Origin of the sequence: Pedobacter kyonggii, from assembly GCF_004310665.1 — a bacterium.
Taxonomy (GTDB): Bacteria; Bacteroidota; Bacteroidia; order Sphingobacteriales; family Sphingobacteriaceae; genus Pedobacter; species Pedobacter kyonggii.
Map to the genome: position 1 here is coordinate 184,016 of NZ_SIXF01000008.1, position 20,085 is coordinate 204,100.

The window sequence follows — 20,085 nt, forward strand, 5'->3', positions numbered from 1 at the left end:
ATAATATTTGAAAGTTTAATAATGTTTGTTTAGCTTTACATCGTGAAAGGAAAAGAATATAACAATTTAAAAATGTCTTAAAAGAGGCTTGTTTTTTTAATCTATATTTTCAATTTTTCTTGAAAGTTAAATAATTAAAAGCTGTTGGTTATGGATTACAATATACTCGGCTATGGCATCTTTATTACGGTTATCGTATTCATCATTGTAGTGGTTGGCAAAATCTGCTACCGGAATGGAAATATCTTTGTGGCCGAATTAATTCCCGACCATTTGGATCTCTGTCAGCAGATTAATAAATCATTGCTGGTTTCTTATTATCTGGTGAATATTGGCTACTGCGCCATGACATTGGTAGGCTGGGAGACGATCATTTCTCCGCAACAATTAATCGAGGTTATGGCTGTAAAAGTGGCCACCATTGTATGCATCCTCTCTGTTCTTCATTATTTAAATATCTATTTGCTCACCAATACCATTCATAAATTAATAAAATAACAATCTAAAATTTTCAATTATGGAAACGACAAAAATTTTAATCGGCTATGCAGTTTATTTACCAGTTGCACTTTTTTTAACTTTTTATGTTTCAAAAACGCTGTTCAAAAACAGTAAGGTATATATGTTGGATATTTTTAAAGGAAGGGAAGAGATTGCCAACGCAACGAACAAACTCTTCGAAACAGGTTTTTACCTGTTGAATATAGGTTTTGCCCTGCTTATTATGAAGATTACCGTCAGTGCTAATGATTACCGTCATTTAATTGAAGCTTTGAGTGCCAAGATTGGTGGTTTTGCAGTTTATCTCGGGATTATGCTCTTTATCAACCTGTACTTTTTTTTTAGAGGGAAACGCAAAGCGAAAGAAAACCAGAGGCCTGCTCCATTTCAACCAGCATAAATTTATGAGAGATCGTCATTCCCAACTAGATTGGGAATCGTAATGCAGTAAGCTTTAAGATTCCCGTATGCGCGGGAATGACGGTGACGTTAAAAAATAATTTCAAAATTACGCCTCAAAACAAAAAAGTCCCGATGAAAATCGGGACTTTAAATTAATTCAATTTTTTATATCTGATGCGTTTTGGCGTAACATCACCCAAACGTTTTTTGCGGTTTTCTTCATAATCTGAATAGTTTCCTTCGAAGAAATAAACTTCTGAGTTACCTTCAAAAGCAAGGATATGCGTACAGATCCTATCTAAGAACCACCTATCGTGACTGATTACTACTGCACAACCGCCAAAGTTTTCTAAAGCTTCTTCCAGTGCACGCAAAGTATTTACGTCGATATCGTTGGTTGGCTCATCCAATAGCAATACATTGGCTCCTTTTTTCAAGGTAATGGCCAAGTGTACACGGTTACGTTCACCTCCTGATAGGATGCCTACTTTTTTCTGCTGATCGCCACCATTAAAGTTGAACTTTGAAACATAGGCACGTCCGTTAACGGCTTTAGTACCCAGTTGGATATTGTCCAATCCATCAGTAATATTTTCATAGACGGTTTTATCGGCATCTAAATCATTGTGCATCTGATCTACATAACCCAACTCAACGGTTTCGCCTACACGGAAAGTACCAGCATCGGCTTCTTCCTGTCCGGTAATTAAACGGAACAAAGTGGTTTTACCTGCACCATTTGGACCGATAATACCCACAATACCTGCCGGCGGAAGAGAGAAGTTTAAATTATCGAACAATACTTTGTCGCCATATGCTTTGGTAACGTTTGTTGCTTCAATTACCACATTACCCAAACGAGGGCCTGCAGGAATGAAAAGCTCCAATTTATCTTCTCTTTCTCTACCATCTTCTGAAGCTAACTTATCGTAATTGGCTAAACGTGCTTTAGATTTTGCATGACGTGCTTTTGGTGCCATACGTACCCATTCTAACTCACGCTCTAATGTTTTCTGGCGTTTGCTCTCTGTTTTCTCTTCTTGCGATAAACGTTTTGCTTTTTGATCTAACCAGCTGCTGTAATTTCCTTTCCATGGAATACCTTCACCGCGGTCTAACTCTAAAATCCATCCGGCAACGTTATCTAAGAAATACCTATCGTGGGTAACTGCAATAACGGTTCCTTCGTAATTTTGTAAGAATTGCTCTAACCAATCGATACTTTCGGCATCCAAGTGGTTGGTAGGCTCATCCAATAATAATACATCAGGATGTTGAAGCAATAAACGGCACATGGCCACACGACGGCGCTCACCGCCTGATAGTACACCGATTTTAGTATCAGGATCAGGACAACGTAAGGCATCCATAGCTCTCTCCAGTTTCGAATCGATTTCCCATGCGCCTAATGCATCAATTTTATCCTGAAGCTCGCCTTGTCTGGCCATCAGTTTATCCATGGCATCAGGATCAGAGTAGTTTTCCTCTAAGCCGAAAGCTTCATTTACTTCTTCGTACTCTTTTAAAATAGCAGTTACTTCGGCAACACCTTCTTCAACCACCTCGCGAACGGTTTTTTCAGGATCCAAAATTGGCTCCTGCGCCAAATAACCCACCGAATAACCTGGTGAGAAAACCACTTCACCCTGGTAAGATTTATCTAAACCGGCAATAATTTTTAAAAGTGATGACTTACCAGAGCCATTTAAACCGATAACCCCGATTTTGGCTCCGTAAAAGAAAGAAAGGTAAATATTTTTTAAAACCTGTTTTTGTGGAGGGTAAATTTTATTTACACCTGCCATTGAAAAGATTATTTTTTCGTCAGACATTATAATGTATTGTTTTTTAAGTAGTTTAATGCTAAGATTGATATTAAAGAAAGGTTAACAGTTTTTCTTACAGACTGATTTTACCCAACCAAATAATGGCTACGCCAAAATTGCTTACAAAGATAAGAACAACAAGTCCATTACAAAGTGCTTTATGATTATACTTTAATAAACTTTTAGCCTCAGAAGTACAGATTAACACGAAATGGTTTTCTGCATTATGCCAACTAATGAACCTATGTACCATAATTTAAGCAACGGATAAATTCTTAGTAGATACCGTAAACAATAGTTAAAACAAAAGCCTTTCAATCCTGAAAGGCTTTTGTTTCTGATGATATGAGATTTGTTTTTTCTAAGGATTTTGAGATAAATTAGGATTTTTATCTCTTTCGGTTTGTGGGATGAAATAAATTACCCGCGCATCAGTTGGGTTAATGGTTTGATTAACAGAACCGTTAATGGTAGAGTGTGTGCCTGGGTAATCTCTTACCACTGGGCGGTTATTTCTAAATAAGTCATAAGCCCGCTGACCTTCAAAAGCCAGTTCTAACCATCTTTCTTCCAATACGATATCTAAAATACTGTGCGTTGGCGTAACATCAGCCAAAGTATATGTCGGGATTCCTGCACGGGTTCTAATTACATTCACATCATCTAAAGCCAATTGAGTATTGTTCAGCTTAGCATTGGCTTCTGCTCTGTTTAAATACATTTCTGCCAAACGTAGGTAAACTGGCGATGTTAAGTTAATGACACCTTCCTGTAGGTTGTTTTTATTTACATAATAAATAGGTGCAGCAGGGGTTAGTTTTGTATTTAACTGTTGTACACCATTTACGATTAAAGGTGAGATAAAGCTTTTTCTTTTATCCTGAGGATATTTATTAAGGAAATTGTAATACTTTACAGAAGCATATATCTCTCCCCATCCACTTTCTCCCTGGCCGAGTGCATTACCGTTGGCATCACCACTATAGTATAACGACCCAATAGCTGAATAATCATAATTCTCCGTTTTGGTGTGTTTGATGGCAAAAATATTTTCGGTGTTTTTTTCCGGATCTCCTCTGAAATAGGTTTGATAGGCGGCGTCCTGCATCAATTGATATTTGTTTGAACTAATAACCAAATTGGCATATTCTATAGCTTTAGCATTGTTATCCATGTAAAGATAAACCCTTGATAGGAGGGCATAAGCAGCCAGTTTTGTGGCAAAACTATTGCTTTTCTCTACGGTGATACATTGTGCAGCTTTTAATAAATCAGCGATTACAAAATCGTATACCTGGGCAACTGTACTTCTCTTAATTATGGCGGCATCGGTTTCACTTACTGTTTCGCTCAAAATTGGAACTCCAGGATTGGTGGTTGGATTCTGTGCATATGGCCTTCCAAACATCCGGACTAAATTAAAATGTAACATTGCCCTGAGGAATAGGTTTTCGCCTTTAACCTGTAGTAAATCTGCCGATGAACCATCTGGTATGAGCTTAATAATTTTGTTTGTTGCAGACGCCACATAATAGGCTTGCTGAAAATAAGTAGTGGCATTAGCAGAGTTTACCAGATGAGTATACTTATATAGATTGGTTACATCGCTTGATGAGTTTTGCCCCTGAGCCACTTCATCAGAAGGAAGTTCGGCTAGCCAATGGTAATTGTTTTCGTAGTTTAAGGATTTTAAGGTAGCATAATTGCCCAAAGTGGCTGTTCGCATACCATCAATTGTAGTTAATAGTCCACTATCTTCAGCTTTATCAGACGGGAAATAAGTTTTACGACATGCAGGAGCAGTAAGAATAACGCTAGCTACAATGGCGATTTTTATGATGTGATTATGGTATATTTTCATATTAATATTAATTTTAGAATGTTAGGTTAACTCCAAAGACAAATCTTCTGCTGGTTGGATATCTGAAAGACGATACACCACCAGTAAGATCAACTTCGGGATCTACACCTGAAAACTTGGTGGCCGTAAATAAGTTATCACCACTAACATATAAACGGGCTGCATTTATTGATGCCTTTTTTAACCAGTTGGTAGGCAGATTGTAGCCTACGGTTACATTCCTCAATCTTAAATAACTTCCATCCTCTAAAAAACGGGTAGAGCTTTGGTGCGATTGAAGATTACCTCCAAATTTAGCCTGTGGATGAGTAGCATCGGTTTGGCCAGGGGTTGTCCACCTTACCGAACCTTTAGGTAATACCTGTTGATTATAACTTTCGTACACCCCGTCGTTATCGAAATAGAAACGACTATCATTATACACCCAGTTGCCGTAAACAAAATTTAGAAAGGCCGAAAGGGTAAAGTTTTTATAAGCCAATGTATTCGTTAATCCGCCACTAAATTTTGGTGCTGACGATTTACCTGTATACTGTCTGGTAGCTTGGTTATAAGTACTGGTTACACCGCTAGGATCATCTAATTTTTCCCAAAGTGGTTTACCATCTGCTGGGTTTACACCTGCCCATTTTTGCATATACCATTCATCCATATCGTGCCCCAAGCCTATTGGTTGTGTACCAGTATTTACCACCAATAAACCTTGATTCAACTCCATAACTTTGTTACGGTTAAAAGATATATTAAAACTGGTTTCCCAATTAAAGTCTTTTTGCTGGATGTTTTTAGAATTAATGGTTAGTTCAAGCCCTCTGTTTCTTACCGAACCTATATTTCTTCTAATGCTTCCATAACCTACTGTTGAGGGAAGTGGAACCGCAAATAACAGATCGGAGTTACGTTTGTCATAGGCATCAATAGTAATGTCGATACGTTTAAATAATCCAAAATCTAAGCCTAAATTGTACGCTCTCGATTTTTCCCAAGTCAAATCTGGATTGGCTATTTGGGTAGGGAAAGCGCCTGTTTGACCATTGTATGATGCTCCAGCGTTTAAATTATACAATCCCAACGATTGATAAAAACCATCAGGGCTATCGTTTGTTGTAAAGCGTTGATTACCAGTAGTACCAAAACTGGCTCGTAGTTTTAGAAACGTAAGCGTGGTATTGCTCTTTAAAAAATCTTCATTAGATAAAATCCATGATGCGCCTGTCTGGTAAAAAGTTGCAGCAGGGTTGTTTTTTCCAAATCGGGAAGAGTATTCATTTACTATCGAAGCAACTAGGTAATACTTGCCCTGATAACTATAATCGGCCTGCGCCAGGTATTTTATATTTTGATACTGATCGTACCTCCCTGTTGGTTTATTGGTGATGTCGGTTGCTGTATTTAATGCATCCATCCCAGCTGGTAAACCTTTAGCGGTAATTCCACTTTCATCGTATTTGTAACCTTCTATCTCCGCAACACCTAAAACACTCAGGCTATGATTGCCTAAATTTACGTTGTATTTAATTCTGTTCGATGATAAGAGTGTAGTAGAAAATGTATTACCTAAAGATACTGTTCCAAGGTTTGTTGCGCCGCTCTGACTTCTTCTGTCATAATAATTATTCGATCTGCCGTTGGCAATGGTGGCCCTGTTATAACTGGAAAGCGTTAGGTTTTTGAGTAGATCATAATCCAGGTTTATATCGCCTGTTGTGGCATAACTTCTTGCTTTTGAGTAATTGTATTGTAAGCTCTGTAAAAAGTTTGAGCGGTCTCTACCTTTCCAGGAAGGAATACTACGTGGATCCGTTGGAATGCCATCGGTCTTGTAAGCAGGATCGTATGGCATATTTAAATAAGCTTGATAAACGGCACTTTCAGGGTTATAATTATCATTAATCACAATTCCACTTAATAAGGCTGTTAATTTTAATTTTTTAGTGAGCTGTGAGGTAAGGTTAGCCCTTAAGCTATACTGCGTTTTATCATTGTTTATTAAAGTACCTTCTTCTTTAAAATAATTACCTGAAATATAAAATTGGGTTTTCTCACTCCCTCCAGATGCGGTTAGGGTATGGTTATTTACCATTGCTGTTCGAAAAGCCTCATTCCACCAATCGGTATTGGTATTTAGTACCGAAGCAGCTGGTGGTGTAGTAAAGAAAGATTTCTGGTAATCGTAAAGTTGCTGGGCATCCATTAGCTTAAAGTTACCAGTAGTAGCCTTTGCAATACCAATGGTAGAGTTTAGACTGAATCTGGTTTCTCCTGCTTTTCCTTTTTTGGTAGTTACAATAATAACACCGTTGGCAGCCCTAGATCCGTATAAACCTGTAGCAGCGGCATCTCTCAATATTGTAATATTATCCACATCGGCCGGATTATAAGTACCACCAATGTTTCCATCAACCACAATTAGTGGTCCTGTACCTGCATTGATACTGCCTACACCTCTTACCACTACATTCGATCCAGCTGTCGGATCGCCAGAGGCAGAACTCGCCACTACACCAGGCGCTTTACCTTGTAAGAGGTTGCCAAGGTTTACTGAGGTTACATCATTAAGCTGAGAGCCGCTTACGGTAGTTACTGCACTAGAAATTTCTGATTTCTTCTTTGTAGTATAACCTACAACGGTTACGGCGTCTAACTCAGTAGATTGATCTACTAACGAAACATTTACAGAAGTATTTGTGCCAACTTTAACGGTTTGCGTAGTAAAGCCTAAAGCTTTAAACTCCAGGGTACTCTCATTATCAGCACTAATAGCATATTTTCCATTTGCGTCTGTTTGTACGGCAGTTTTTGTGCCCAGCACGGTTACGGTAATTCCGGGAAGCGGGAGCTTTTTACTGTCGGTTACCGTACCAGAAATAGTACGGTTTTGTGCCTTTACCGCGAAAATACACGCAATAAGGGAAATCATTAAAAGAAATCTCTTCATGTTTTTTAGTTTTAGATTAGTTGTTATTTGTTATCTGTTGAGGAGCATTAACAGATTACGGAGGGCTAAAAATTATTCTTAGTTTCATTAATAAAATACTTTTTAGTAAAATGATTATTACTAAACTATAACCATAAAAGTCAAGATCAAATCGCGAATGCAGCGCAAACGTTTGTTTGAAACATGTTTGTAATAAAGGGTGTGATTGCTATTTAGGGCTTTTTTGGAATGGATAAAGGCTATGGGGCTACTACTTGAAATAATATTAAGCGCAAACGTTTGCCTCTCTATGGTTTAATAGTAGATTTTAAAAAACGGGATGGGTTTTTTGAACAAAAAAATTAAATAATTAATTGCGCTTATTGTTTTTTTGATTACTCGGGTATTGTGAGTAAATGATAGATTTGTTTGTAGTTTTTATCTGAATTTTAGAGATTTTACTGTGTTTTGTCTGTTTTTTCTTGAAAATAATCGAATAATAAGTGCCATTTAAAAAAAAAACAGAAAATTTATGTTAATTACCTTATGGAATTAGAGAATGAAATTTTAACCCCCGTTTTTTATTTAATTTACACAAGCATAGCGAGCAGCTTGTTTAATAACGAAGAACTTAAAGCTTTGCTTAATCAATGCAGAAATTTTAATAATCGGAATAACATTAATGGGATATTATTATATGTAAGAGGTCTGCAGATTACAAAGAGTAAGGGGAGGTTTATGCATTTGCTTGAAGGAGATGAACGGATCATTCGCAGACTTTTTAACAAAATCGTATATGACGAACGCCATGAATCGGTTGTTTTACTGCAAATTGGAAAATATGAACAGCGTTGTTTTACAGATTGGAGTATGGGATTTGAGCAGACTGACGGAGAGCTTTATCAGTCTCTATCTGGTTATTTCGATTTAAATGGCATAGGTGAAAAATGTGATAAGCTTGGTGTTACCGATGTTCCATTACAGTTTTTACGAAAGTTATCTTCAAATAATAAAGAGCAATTAGCCGAAGCGCTTTATGGTTGAAATCATTAAAGCCGTGTAGTTGGTTTCTATATCAAAAGATGGGCTTATTATTTATGATAAATGGATTACAATAAACTATAGTGTTAGAAAACAAAAACAACCTAATTACAGTTAACTTCGTATTAAGGTTGTAATGAGTACAGTTGATCGGATTAGCTTGTTGGTTTTATCTAAATGAAATTGTTAAATGATGTCACGTTCTTTTTGTTTTTCTGTCAAAACTTGTAAATTGCCTAAGTAAAAAGATACAAATTGTCAGTTTTTGATTAAAAAAAAATCCTTACAATACACCGACAATAAAATATCTGCAACCGGATGTTTTTGGCAAATGTCCCGTTAAAACCTTTAGAACACTTATTACGTAGATAGATATAAATAAAATAATATTTATCGAAACGGTAATCTTACATTGAATTTTGGGTTCTCAGGCATTCAAAAGCCTCTTTATCCACCCATATGGCGCAATTGTTGATAAAATAAAGAAAACAGTACGTTCGTTTTTATAAAGTTATTTTATAGTTTAGGGGCGTAGCTGTTAAGAAAGGTATTATGGAAGCAAAATTTTCACCACAGGTTAAAGATGTAATCTCTTTTAGTAGGGAGGAAGCGCTCCGCTTAGGGCACGATTACATCGGAACCGAGCATTTATTATTGGGCCTCATCCGCGAAGGCGATGGCATGGCTATAAAAATTTTACGATCGTTAGGGGTTGATACCGGTAAATTGCGCCGCTCTATTGAAGATGCCGTTCGCGGTACTTCGAGTGTTACAGTAAACTTAGGCAATATTCCATTAACAAAACAGGCAGAAAAAGTTTTAAAAATCACTTATTTAGAAGCCAAAATATTTAAAAGTGATTTAATTGGCACCGAACATTTATTGTTGTCGGTTTTGAGAGATGATGATAACATCGCCTCACAAATCTTATTGCAGTATGGCGTTACTTATGATGTTTTTAAACAGGAGGTTGAAGTGAATAAAAATGGTTTCAGAGATGATATATCAAACAGTGCTTCTACAGGAGGCGATGATGATTATCGCGAAGAAGAAAGCTTTAGTACACCTAAAAAGGTTTCAGATATAAAATCTAAAACCCCTGTTTTGGATAACTTCGGACGTGATTTAACAAAAGCTGCAGAAGAAGGTCGTTTAGACCCAATTGTAGGCCGCGAGAAAGAAATTGAGCGTGTATCGCAAATTTTATCCCGCAGAAAAAAGAACAATCCAATTTTAATTGGAGAGCCAGGTGTTGGTAAATCCGCAATTGCAGAAGGTTTGGCCTTGCGCATTGTACAACGTAAAGTTTCGCGTGTGCTTTTTGGCAAACGTGTAGTTACATTAGATTTGGCATCGCTGGTGGCCGGTACAAAATACCGTGGCCAGTTCGAAGAACGTATGAAAGCCGTGATGAACGAGCTTGAAAAATCTACTGATGTAATTTTATTTATTGATGAGATCCATACCATTGTTGGTGCTGGTGGCGCATCGGGTTCATTAGATGCATCGAATATGTTCAAACCTGCATTAGCAAGGGGCGAAATTCAATGTATTGGTGCCACAACATTAGATGAATACCGTCAGTACATCGAAAAAGATGGTGCTTTAGACCGTCGTTTCCAAAAAGTGATGGTAGAGCCAGCTACACCGGATGAAACTGTAGAGATTTTAACACGTATTAAAGATAAGTACGAAGAACACCACGGGGTAACTTATACTGATGAAGCTATTTTAGCTTGCGTTACTTTAACATCGCGTTATATTTCTGATCGTTTCTTGCCAGATAAGGCTATTGATGCCTTAGATGAAGCAGGTTCACGCGTTCACTTAACCAACATCCACGTTCCTCAGAATATTATTGACATCGAAGCTAAAATTGAAGATATCAAGTTAGAGAAAAACAAAGTTGTACGTAGCCAGAAATATGAAGAAGCTGCAAAACTCCGCGATACGGAGAAAAATTTAATTGAAGAATTAGATAAAGCCAAAGCAGAGTGGGAAGCTGAAACTAAAACTAAACGTTATGAAGTATCAGAAGATAATGTAGCGGAGGTAGTTTCGATGATGACTGGTATCCCAGTACAACGTGTTGGACAAACAGACAGTGCAAAACTATTGAACATGTACGATAAAGTGGCTGAGAAAATTATCGGTCAGGATGATGCGATCAAGAAATTAACCAAAGCCATCCAACGTACAAGAGCCGGATTAAAAGATCCTAAAAAACCAATTGGTTCATTTATTTTCTTAGGCCCAACAGGCGTAGGTAAAACAGAGTTGGCGAAAGAACTGGCGCGCTTCATGTTCGATAGTGATGATTCTTTGATCCAGATTGACATGAGTGAGTATATGGAGAAATTTGCAGTATCACGTTTAGTGGGTGCGCCTCCAGGATACGTAGGTTATGAAGAAGGTGGACAGTTAACTGAAAAAGTGAGAAGAAAACCTTATGCTGTAATCTTATTGGATGAGATTGAAAAAGCTCACCCTGATGTATTCAATATCCTATTGCAGGTTTTAGATGAAGGACAGTTAACCGATAGTTTGGGGCGTAAAGTTGATTTTAGAAATACAATCATCATCATGACTTCTAATATTGGTGCGCGTCAACTTAAAGATTTTGGTCAAGGTGTTGGTTTCTCTACCGCAGCTAAAACAAACCAGGCCGATTCTCACAGCCGCGGTGTAATTGAAAGTGCATTAAAACGTGCTTTTGCTCCTGAGTTCTTAAACCGTGTTGATGATGTAGTGGTATTCAATAGCTTAGGTAAAGATGAAATTTTCAGAATTATCGATATCGAGTTAAAAGCTTTATTCGGTCGCGTTCATACCCTTGGTTATGAAATTGCATTAACTGAGAATGCTAAAGAATATATTGCTGATAAAGGTTTTGATAGCAATTTTGGTGCTCGTCCGTTAAAAAGAGCAATTCAGAAGTATTTAGAAGATCCAATTGCTGAAGAAATCCTTAAAGGCGAACTGGCCGAAGGTGATGTTTTAGAAATTGATTACGATAAAACTACCGAGCTGATTTCAATCAATCACAAAAAAGGCGAAAAGAAAAAAGAAGAGCCGAAAAAAGAAGAAGATTCTTCAAGTAAATAAACAAGAAACTCCCGATGAAAATCGGGAGTTTTTTTGTTTAAGATTTATTCTGTTCGCTTTTTTTTGTTTTTGGGATCATGAAAAAGATGGGCGTTAATTATTTTATTTTAAAAGAAAATCGTTGTACCTTTCCTTAAACTATCCCGATTAATGAAACTAATTACCTTCCCAATAGCGTGTTTGGCGCTATGTTGTGCTTTATCCTGTAAAAAAGGAACTGATGATTCTCCAGGCACAAACAACCCTCCGGTACTTTCTACGGCAACCAATATCAATAACGATGCCTTGTTAAAATTAGTAAACGACACCCGTTTAGCTGGTTGCAGCTGTGGGACAACTGTTATGCCTCCTGTTGGAGCGCTAACCTGGAGCATAAATTTAGGCGCTGCAGCTATTGGTCACAGTAAATATATGGCATCTATAAAAACCTTAACACATACATCAGCCAATGGCGATAACGTCGGAGCCCGGGTTAAAGCTACTGGATACAATTGGACATCAGTTGGTGAAAATACTGCTGTTGGCCAAAGTACCGAAGTTCAGGTGTTTAACGACTGGGTTAAAAGTGAAGATCATTGTAAAAATATCATGAATGCCACTATCAAAGAAATGGGGGCAGCTAAAACGGATAATTACTGGGTTCAGGTTTTTGCATCGAAATAAAAGAAAATTCCAGCGATCTTCATTCTCAGCCTGATTGGGGAAAACTTAGTAGAATATTAATGGTAATGCACAATCGATCTATTTCATTTGTTTGAAAAGCAGTTGCGGTAATCATCTTTAAGGTCCGTCCTGCTTTCTGCTTGTAGTCCCGATTAGAAGGAAATCGGGAGCTATCGCGTCAATCAGGTTTAAAAAAAGAAGGTTTTTGCTGCTATTAAAGGTTAAATAATAAGGAATGAGAAATATATTTTATTCCGGTCCATTTGCAACCTCTAATAATATTACTCACCTTGCCACCTAAACCTGATCAAAGCGAGATGCTCTCGATTTAAGCACTTATTTTTGTTGTTTTATGGTGTGCTTGCTTGTTTCACAGGTTTCATCGGAGCAGAAGCGAGAGCAGGGCTGAATAACCCCATCTACTACTGAAGCTGTTTTCCAAAAAAAGTTTTAAACGTCAAAGATAATTTTAAGGTTTGGTGGGGTTAAGGTTAAGAATCAAGTTGAGAATGATGAAGCGTCCAAAATAACTCTCCTCTTTTAAATCAACTCCTTTAATGCGCTATAATACCGCTCATAATTTTCAGGACCGGTATTCAGGAATAAAAATGGCTCGATAAGCTCCAATTCCATCAATAAAAATTCGCCATTTACAAAAGTACCATCAACCCTCGCATATAGGCAATCTTTAGCAAATAACGTTACATATTGTTGTGCTGTAGCAATCAGCTCTTTACTCGGTTTTTGTGGATGCACAGATCCACCGTGCGCCGGCTGCACCCTAAAATCGCCAGGTTTAGCCTGTTTGATTAACGAATGACTATACACTCCATTAAAAAAAATGAAAGACCATTCACCGTTTTCCAGAATCTCTGGCAGAAAAGGCTGAATGATAAAATCTTCATCCCTGATGAGGAGGTTTATTTTTTGATTAACCTCGTTCACATCATCTACAGTTACCTTAAATGTATTTTTTGCACCACCACTCACACAGGGTTTTACAATTAACTTATTGGTGTTAAATTTCTCAAAGAAATGCTCAAGATTTACAGATTCTTTATTTTGAATGAAAAAACTAGGTGTGATTTTTAATCCGGCAGCCTCAATTTCCTGCAGATACTTTTTGTTCGCATTCCACCTCACTACCTCAATGGGGTTAAGCAATTTTATATTTTTTGCTTCTAACTGATCAAGCCAAGTGTAAAACTCTTCAATCAGGTCAAAATAATCCCATGGCGATTTTAAAATGGCAAGCGAATAATCTTCCCATTTAATGTGCTCATCGTTCCAGATTACTTTTTCAATGTTCAGTCTTTTTTCTTTCAGGAAATTTAAGAGCTTATCATCTTCGTTTTCAACTGTGGTGCTATCATAGGTTCCTTTATCCAGATAGGTTACTAATGCAATTTTCATGGCGTTAAAACTAAGTTTTATCAAGCTGGATTACAAATCCAGGGTTCAAAGCGTCGCGATTACAATTCGTGACCAACAATATTTGAGATGGCCGTGATGATAAAACCACGGCCCTGAGCGCTGAGGGGCTTTCTCCTCAAATTTTTTTAAAACAGACTTGCCTGATTACTCGGAATCTTGAATAAAGTGTGGTCTAAAATTATATCCTTTACATTTAAGCCATTTAAGCGGCAGTGGAGCCTAAAATTATCCCTGATCATTTGAGAAATATTGCCATCTCCGCGCATCCGGTCGCCAAATCTGCTATCGTTAACATTCCCACCATGGCAACTCTGAATCATGTGCCAAACTTTATCAAAACGATCAGGAAAGTTTTTGCGCAACCAATCTTCAAATATCTGCCCAATAACTCCATTTAGTCTTACAACGGTATAACCGGCCTTTAGCGCACCAGCATCGGCTACGGCTTTTAGAATTTTCGGAACTTCATGATCGCTTAAACCAGGAACAAGAGGAGCAACCATAACACCCATAGGTATTCCAGCTTTACTCAATTCTTCTACCACCTTTAAGCGCTGTTTGGCAGTTGTAGTTCGGGGCTCCATTACCTGCCGTAAATCTTCGTTTAAGCTATTGATAGAAACGTAAACCATGCAGAGATTTAACTTGGCCATTTCCTGTAGAATATCCCGATCGCGAAGAATAAGCGAATTTTTAGTAATCATACCGATGGGCTGCTTGTAAGCTAATGCAATTTCAAGAAGCTGTCTGGTAAGTTTGAACTTTCTTTCGGCAGGTTGGTAGCAATCAGTATTGCCAGAAAGGGAAATGGTGGTGGCATCCCAGCCTTTTTTCTCCAGGAACTTTTTAAATAGTGCAGGTGCTTCTTTTTTAACAATTATTTTCCGCTCGAATTCTATACCGGCGCTATAACCCCAATATTGATGTGAGTTGCGGGCATAACAGTAAGTGCAACCATGTTCGCAACCTTGATACGGGTTTAAAGAATAAGCCATGCCTACATCGGGGCTATCAACTTTGTTTACAATGGTTTTAGAATTTTCAAAAATAAAGGAAGTTTTACGATCGCTTTCTTCCCAATCGTCTATACCTTCGTCATGTTCCTTTACATAAACATCCTTTAAAAATTTGTTATGTGGATTAACTTGAGCGCCCCGTCCTTTAAAATATTGTTTTTCTTCTTCACCAACCATAAATTAAAATTACTAAAAAAATTAGTAATTTTAATTTCTAAGAACGGCTACTTTTCAACATTTTTTTTCGATCAATCCTCCATCTGCAATTACTTAATCTTGGGTAGCGGTATATAATCCATCGGCACCATATCGGCAACTTTTTCATAAGCCCAGAAACCTTCGTACAAGAGTGATCGGGAGTCGTAAATGCCACCATTTTCATAGAAACGGACGCCTTCGCCGGTTAAGTTGGCAACAGAAATTTCATTTTCGGGTACATCCAAAGGCCTGAAGATCCAAAAGCCAGTTTTAGAATAAGCCAAAGATTCCTTTTCTTTGGTGTACTGGATCAATAGCGCATCAGTATAACTAAGGTATTTTAAATTCTGGTTAAAATAGTGCACTAATGTATCGGGAAGCACTTCCGCTCTCGAAAATTTATCAATGGTTCGGGGCATTTGTTTTTGTTTGGTCCAAAAGGCGAGCAGCGCGGTATCTATTTTACCTTTATTCTGCCTGATGCCCGTTTTCTCGGGTACTGCCTTAATCTTTTCTAAATTGGCATTAATTAAATATTCTGGATACCGGTTAGGATTGGGCACTTTTACCATCTTGTTGATGATAAATCCTTCTTCTTGCGTTTTGTTGGCATAAAGCGAACGGAAAAAATGTTGCGACGAACCATAATATGCAACCTCTCTGGCGGCAATATGTTTTTTCTTTTTAGCTGCCGATGCCTTTAATTCTTCAAAAAAAGGATGCCCGGAATAGTAAATAATGTGGGTCCTCGAATTATACTCGAAACGGTCTAACATATATTTTAGCCGGTAACCTAAAGCTTTATTTTCTACAATCAAAAATTCGGTTGTAGAAACGGTGAGGGTACTTTTAGTAATGTCGAAATCTACATTTAGCACCTGCGGATTTAATATTTTACACTGTAAAGCATTGGGTGTTTTGCCAATAAAAAATTCTTTAAACTGATTAATATATTTCTGACGGTTAGGATCGGCCCTAATTACAACTTCTTCCAGCTGCGCAACATTTTCTTTCAAAACCAGCTCTACCTGCACCGATTTATCGGAAATAATTACACTTTTAGAATAGGGGAGGTAACCAACCAGCTGAACGAGCAGATCGTAACTGCCAGCTTTTAGGTTTGATAATTTAAATCTTCCGTCGTTATCAGCCACCGTAGCAATTTTATATCCACTTAAGTAGATACTTGCGCCAGGTAATCCATCTTTTTGATCCCTAACCAAACCACTAATCGAGAAGGTGTTTTGAGCAATGGTATTAGTACCCAGCATGATTAGCGTAAGGGCTACTAAAAGGCTTTTAATCATAGAGACGAATGTAGCCAAAAGGCGTAATATTTATTAAAAACGCAAAAGATTTTTAACAAATTTAACATTTAATAGTGATCGTTATTTTGTGCTTCGGGTTATCGTCATTGCGAGAAGGGTTTTTCAGCCGACGACGCAATCTTTGCAAGAATCGCTAGCGGGAAAGATTGCTTCGTCGTTCCTCCTCGCAATGACGACCTCTCTACAGGACTCTGCCGATGATAGCGAAATGAAGGATCTTTTGAAGAGAATTAATTAAAAAGTAAAGCTCCTTTTCGGTTTGAAAACGAAAGATCTGTTTTTCATGGCTTGAGCAGTCCCGCCATCGCTTGTAGTCCTCGTTACACTACGCTTCACTGTGGGCTACCCGCTCTGTCGGGTTTATTAACAAAGGTAGGTGCTGTGTGGTTCCGAAACCCTCAATAGTTTTACTGGCCTTTGCCAGCTAAACCCGACCAAAGTGAAAAACCCACAGCCCGAAGCATGAAGGCGAGGATTTGTAACGAGGGCGGGACTTTCGAAACCAAAAAGCACTGTATTTGCTTTTCAAAAAAAGAAAAAATGGCGGCTGGTAGTTGACTCTTTTACTGTATTAACGATATTTCTATTTTTTTTGGATTACATTAACCGGTGGTAAATAATCCATAGGTACACTATCTGCAATTTTCTCCCAGGCCCAGTAACCTGAATAAATCATCGAACGAGGGTTGTAAATAGATCCGTTTTCGTAAAAATATACCGGAACAACTTGTAAGGTGATGGTAGAAATCTGGTAATCTGGTATATCCAAAGGCCTTGCAATAGATAGGCCTATCCGGTTGGTATAAGAATGATCTTCCCTTTCTTTGGTGTAAACAACATAAAGTTGATCAGTAAAATTGAAGCTTTTAATACTTTGATTCTTCACATGTACCAATGTATCCTGCGTTACCGGAGCGCGGCTTAAAATAGAAATCCCATTTGGAAGATTTTTCTTCTTGATCCAATAGCTCAAAGAATCTCCAGGCGTAAAAGTTAATGTGCGTGTTAAGCCATCCTGTACTTTTGATAAGCGTTTAATGCTGGCGTTAATCATGCTATCAGAAGGTTTATCCGGATTTGGTATTGTAACGAGTTTATTAATAATAAACCCCTCTTCGGTGGCGCGGTGATGATAAATGGATCTAAAAAAGTGTTGTGGAGAACCTAAATAAGCGGTAATCCGCTTTTGTTCCCAAATTTTCTTCCGGCGTGCCGATCCTTTTAAATCTTCGTAATACGGAAAACCTTCATAATAAATGATCCTGGTTTTGCTATCGTATTCAAAATTGTTCAGCAGGTATTTAATGCGGTATCCAAGCGCCTTGTTTTCAATAATCAGAAATTGGGTGGTTTTTACTGTAAGTTTATGTTCCTCTTTATCGTAATCGATAATCAGTATGTTCGGATTGATGAGTTTACATTGTTCTGCATTGGGGGTGGTGCCAATAAAATACCCCTTAAACATGGCAATATAATGTTCCCTGTTCGGATCGGGTTTAATGGTTACTTCGGCCAATTGGGTTACACTTTCTTCGAGGATAAGATCCAGTTTTACGGCTTTATCAGCAATCACTACATTTTTGTTTAAAGCTTTATAGCCGATTAATTGTACTAAAATATCGTAGTTGCCTGGTTTTAGCGGTAGTGTGTATGTGCCATCATTGTTAGAAACTGTTGCAATTTTATAACCGCTTACATATACGCCAGCCCCAGGTAAAGCCTCACCACGTTTATCTTTTACCATGCCCGAAAGGATATAACTTTGTTGAGCAGAACAAAATTTACCGATAATTAATAATGAAAGTAGAAGTATAAAAAATTTCATTGATTAAATATAAACTAATTATTTAGTTTTTGTAAGCTGTAGATGTAAAATTATTATTGCTTTTCTTCGTGGTGTTAGATAGGATGATACAAATCAACAATAATCTTATTTACAATCAGTCAGATATTACTATCTGACACTGAAGCAAATCAATATACTATTGATCTTTTATAAATACAGCTTAATCATGTGGGAGCACCTGACCATATATAAAGTTTTGCCAGAAAGTTTAGAAGTTTTATTAAGCGAGCAACTCCCGTGCATTTTCCATGGCAGATGAGCCTGGGTTTTTACCGCTTAACATTTCGGCAATTATACCAATACGTTCTTCTTGTTTAAGTTTGCGGATGCCTGTTGTGGTTTTTCCACGGTCTTCGTTTTTATGAACAAAGTAATGCGATATGCCCTTGGCTGCAATTTGTGGTAGGTGCGTAATCGAAATCACCTGCATGTGCTGCCCTAAGTCGGCAATTACTTCTCCAACTTTTAAGGCGGTTTCACCAGAAATTCCTGTATCGATCTCGTCGAAAATAATGGTCGGTAACGAAGTGTGCTTGGCCAATAAAGCTTTTATGGCCAACATCAACCTTGATAACTCACCACCAGATGCTACTTTATTGACCGGGGCAGGCGCTTGGCCAGCATTGGCCGTAAAGAGGAGATTTATTTCGTCTAAACCATCTTTATTCAGATCGGTCAATGGTTTTTGATCTAGCACCAACTTGGCATTTAGCATGCCCACTTTTTTTAAGGTAATGCTGGTTTGCTCTTCTACAACTTTAATTGCTTTTTTACGGTTGGTACTTAATTGATCGGCTTGCTTGTGCAGTTCTTTTTTAAGTTGATCTATTTCTTTCTGTAGTTTCTCAATATGCTCATCAGAAGATAACAGTTTGTTCAGATTCTCTTCCAATTGTTTTTGAAGTGCCAGTAATTCGGTATTATTAGCAACCCGGTGTTTTTGCTGGAGTGAATAAAAAAGATCGAGTCTTTGATTGACCAGCTCTAAACGATCAGCGCTGTGTACGGTATTCTCTTCAATGCCAGAAACCTCGTCGGTAATGTCTTTAATTTCGATAATCGATGAACGTAAACGTTCGTAGAGCACATTAATTGCCGGATCGAATTTTTCTATACTCTGCAATTGTAACGATGCTTCTTTTAAAATCTGAAGGGCAGAAGGTTCACTTTCATTAATTAAACCGGAAGCGGTAAGTAAAGCTCTTTTTATGGTTTCAGCATGTGTTAAACGTTCTAACTCTTGCTCTAAGTCTTCCTGTTCGCCTTCTTGTAATTTTGCCAGTTCGAGTTCGTTAAACAGAAATTGCTCATAATCTTGCTTGTTTCTCGCTTTGTCTGCCTCAATAACCAATTTCTTCAATAGATTGGTATCTTGTCTTAGTTTTTTAAACCCGCTGCGGTAATTAAACAATAGCGATTGGTGGTTAGCTAAAGAATCGACAATTAACAGTTGAAAATCGGCATCGTTAATCTCTTGTGTGGCATGCTGAGAATGGATGTCGATCAGCTTTTCGCCAATTTGTTTAAGAATGGATAAATTAACCGGTGTATCGTTAATAAACGATCTGGTTTTACCATCTATAGATATCTCTCTACGCAGTATACTTTCGTTCGAGAAATCTAAATCATTTTCTTCAAAAAGTTCTTTCAGGTTTTCATCTGCCAATGCAAAACTTCCTTCAATAACACATTTTTTATCCTGATTAAAAAAGTATTTGCTTTCTGCGCGCTGGCCTAAAATTAGCGACAATGCTCCTAAAATGATGGATTTACCAGCGCCAGTTTCACCTGTTATAATATTTAAGCCCTTATCAAATTCGATATCAAGACTGTCAATTAATGCGTAATTACGTATAGAAAGTTTTTGTAGCATAGCTAAGCAAAAATATTAAAATTTATTCAACAGGTGAATACAAAACAAAAACAGCGAAGAATAATCTTCGCTGT

Annotated in this window: 13 protein-coding genes; 5 read left to right on the plus strand and 8 right to left on the minus strand. The window is 37.7% G+C overall.

The genetic code is table 11. The annotated features are described in order from the left end of the window. Window positions 1-150: 150 nt before the first annotated feature. Together EYS08_RS11020 and EYS08_RS11025 are read left to right on the plus strand one after the other, a co-directional pair. On the plus strand, window positions 151-498 hold the full coding sequence (locus EYS08_RS11020) for a hypothetical protein (protein ID WP_131030077.1): 348 nt from the start codon (window positions 151-153) through the stop codon (window positions 496-498). A gap of 19 nt (window positions 499-517) precedes the next feature. Next, entirely contained in the window at window positions 518-901 is a 384-nt protein-coding gene (locus EYS08_RS11025) for a hypothetical protein (protein WP_131030078.1), read from the plus strand. 154 nt (window positions 902-1,055) lie between these two features. Here EYS08_RS11025 and ettA read toward each other — a convergent pair whose 3' ends face one another. From ettA to EYS08_RS11040, 3 genes are all read right to left on the minus strand, one after another. Next, window positions 1,056-2,735: an energy-dependent translational throttle protein EttA gene (ettA, locus tag EYS08_RS11030; protein ID WP_057932811.1), complete on the minus strand. Its 1,680-nt coding sequence runs from the start codon at window positions 2,733-2,735 to the stop codon at window positions 1,056-1,058. A gap of 355 nt (window positions 2,736-3,090) precedes the next feature. Continuing rightward, window positions 3,091-4,590 carry a RagB/SusD family nutrient uptake outer membrane protein gene (locus EYS08_RS11035; protein ID WP_131030079.1) on the minus strand — a complete coding sequence of 500 codons (1,500 nt, stop codon included), beginning with the start codon at window positions 4,588-4,590 and terminating at the stop codon, window positions 3,091-3,093. Between the two features lie 13 nt (window positions 4,591-4,603). Further along, window positions 4,604-7,528, minus strand: coding sequence for a SusC/RagA family TonB-linked outer membrane protein (locus EYS08_RS11040; RefSeq protein ID WP_131030080.1), 2,925 nt, complete (start codon window positions 7,526-7,528; stop codon window positions 4,604-4,606). A 525-nt stretch (window positions 7,529-8,053) separates the two neighbouring features. Between EYS08_RS11040 and EYS08_RS11045 the strand changes: the two genes are divergently transcribed. The 3 genes from EYS08_RS11045 to EYS08_RS11055 all read left to right on the plus strand — a co-directional run bounded on the left by EYS08_RS11045 (window position 8,054) and on the right by EYS08_RS11055 (window position 12,316). Then, window positions 8,054-8,551: a BLUF domain-containing protein gene (locus EYS08_RS11045; RefSeq protein ID WP_131030081.1), complete on the plus strand. Its 498-nt coding sequence runs from the start codon at window positions 8,054-8,056 to the stop codon at window positions 8,549-8,551. A 549-nt stretch (window positions 8,552-9,100) separates the two neighbouring features. Further along, window positions 9,101-11,653, plus strand: a complete 2,553-nt coding sequence (locus EYS08_RS11050; RefSeq protein WP_131030082.1) for an ATP-dependent Clp protease ATP-binding subunit — start codon at window positions 9,101-9,103, stop codon at window positions 11,651-11,653. A 150-nt stretch (window positions 11,654-11,803) separates the two neighbouring features. Continuing rightward, entirely contained in the window at window positions 11,804-12,316 is a 513-nt protein-coding gene (locus EYS08_RS11055; RefSeq protein ID WP_131030083.1) for a CAP domain-containing protein, read from the plus strand. A gap of 540 nt (window positions 12,317-12,856) precedes the next feature. Here EYS08_RS11055 and EYS08_RS11060 read toward each other — a convergent pair. The 5 genes from EYS08_RS11060 to recN all read right to left on the minus strand — a co-directional run bounded on the left by EYS08_RS11060 (window position 12,857) and on the right by recN (window position 20,011). Beyond that, window positions 12,857-13,729 (minus strand): ATP-grasp domain-containing protein, encoded by an 873-nt coding sequence (locus EYS08_RS11060; RefSeq protein WP_131030084.1) that lies wholly within the window; start codon window positions 13,727-13,729, stop codon window positions 12,857-12,859. A 146-nt stretch (window positions 13,730-13,875) separates the two neighbouring features. Continuing rightward, window positions 13,876-14,943, minus strand: coding sequence for a PA0069 family radical SAM protein (locus EYS08_RS11065; protein WP_131030085.1), 1,068 nt, complete (start codon window positions 14,941-14,943; stop codon window positions 13,876-13,878). Between the two features lie 89 nt (window positions 14,944-15,032). Continuing rightward, window positions 15,033-16,271 carry a carboxypeptidase-like regulatory domain-containing protein gene (locus EYS08_RS11070; protein WP_131030086.1) on the minus strand — a complete coding sequence of 413 codons (1,239 nt, stop codon included), beginning with the start codon at window positions 16,269-16,271 and terminating at the stop codon, window positions 15,033-15,035. A gap of 604 nt (window positions 16,272-16,875) precedes the next feature. Continuing rightward, window positions 16,876-18,117, minus strand: coding sequence for a carboxypeptidase-like regulatory domain-containing protein (locus tag EYS08_RS11075; protein WP_131030087.1), 1,242 nt, complete (start codon window positions 18,115-18,117; stop codon window positions 16,876-16,878). Between the two features lie 241 nt (window positions 18,118-18,358). Beyond that, complete coding sequence (gene recN / locus EYS08_RS11080) at window positions 18,359-20,011, minus strand: DNA repair protein RecN (RefSeq protein ID WP_131030088.1); 1,653 nt, start codon at window positions 20,009-20,011, stop codon at window positions 18,359-18,361. Window positions 20,012-20,085 lie beyond the last annotated feature (74 nt).

What these genes read in the sequence shown, in the direction of transcription:
- EYS08_RS11020 (WP_131030077.1), top strand. Translation starts at nt 151, where the DNA reads ATGGATTACAATATACTCGGCTATGGCATCTTTATTACGGTTATCGTA.
- EYS08_RS11025 (WP_131030078.1), top strand. Translation starts at nt 518, where the DNA reads ATGGAAACGACAAAAATTTTAATCGGCTATGCAGTTTATTTACCAGTT.
- ettA (WP_057932811.1), bottom strand. Translation starts at nt 2,735, where the DNA reads ATGTCTGACGAAAAAATAATCTTTTCAATGGCAGGTGTAAATAAAATT.
- EYS08_RS11035 (WP_131030079.1), bottom strand. Translation starts at nt 4,590, where the DNA reads ATGAAAATATACCATAATCACATCATAAAAATCGCCATTGTAGCTAGC.
- EYS08_RS11040 (WP_131030080.1), bottom strand. Translation starts at nt 7,528, where the DNA reads ATGAAGAGATTTCTTTTAATGATTTCCCTTATTGCGTGTATTTTCGCG.
- EYS08_RS11045 (WP_131030081.1), top strand. Translation starts at nt 8,054, where the DNA reads ATGGAATTAGAGAATGAAATTTTAACCCCCGTTTTTTATTTAATTTAC.
- EYS08_RS11050 (WP_131030082.1), top strand. Translation starts at nt 9,101, where the DNA reads ATGGAAGCAAAATTTTCACCACAGGTTAAAGATGTAATCTCTTTTAGT.
- EYS08_RS11055 (WP_131030083.1), top strand. Translation starts at nt 11,804, where the DNA reads ATGAAACTAATTACCTTCCCAATAGCGTGTTTGGCGCTATGTTGTGCT.
- EYS08_RS11060 (WP_131030084.1), bottom strand. Translation starts at nt 13,729, where the DNA reads ATGAAAATTGCATTAGTAACCTATCTGGATAAAGGAACCTATGATAGC.
- EYS08_RS11065 (WP_131030085.1), bottom strand. Translation starts at nt 14,943, where the DNA reads ATGGTTGGTGAAGAAGAAAAACAATATTTTAAAGGACGGGGCGCTCAA.
- EYS08_RS11070 (WP_131030086.1), bottom strand. Translation starts at nt 16,271, where the DNA reads ATGATTAAAAGCCTTTTAGTAGCCCTTACGCTAATCATGCTGGGTACT.
- EYS08_RS11075 (WP_131030087.1), bottom strand. Translation starts at nt 18,117, where the DNA reads ATGAAATTTTTTATACTTCTACTTTCATTATTAATTATCGGTAAATTT.
- recN (WP_131030088.1), bottom strand. Translation starts at nt 20,011, where the DNA reads ATGCTACAAAAACTTTCTATACGTAATTACGCATTAATTGACAGTCTT.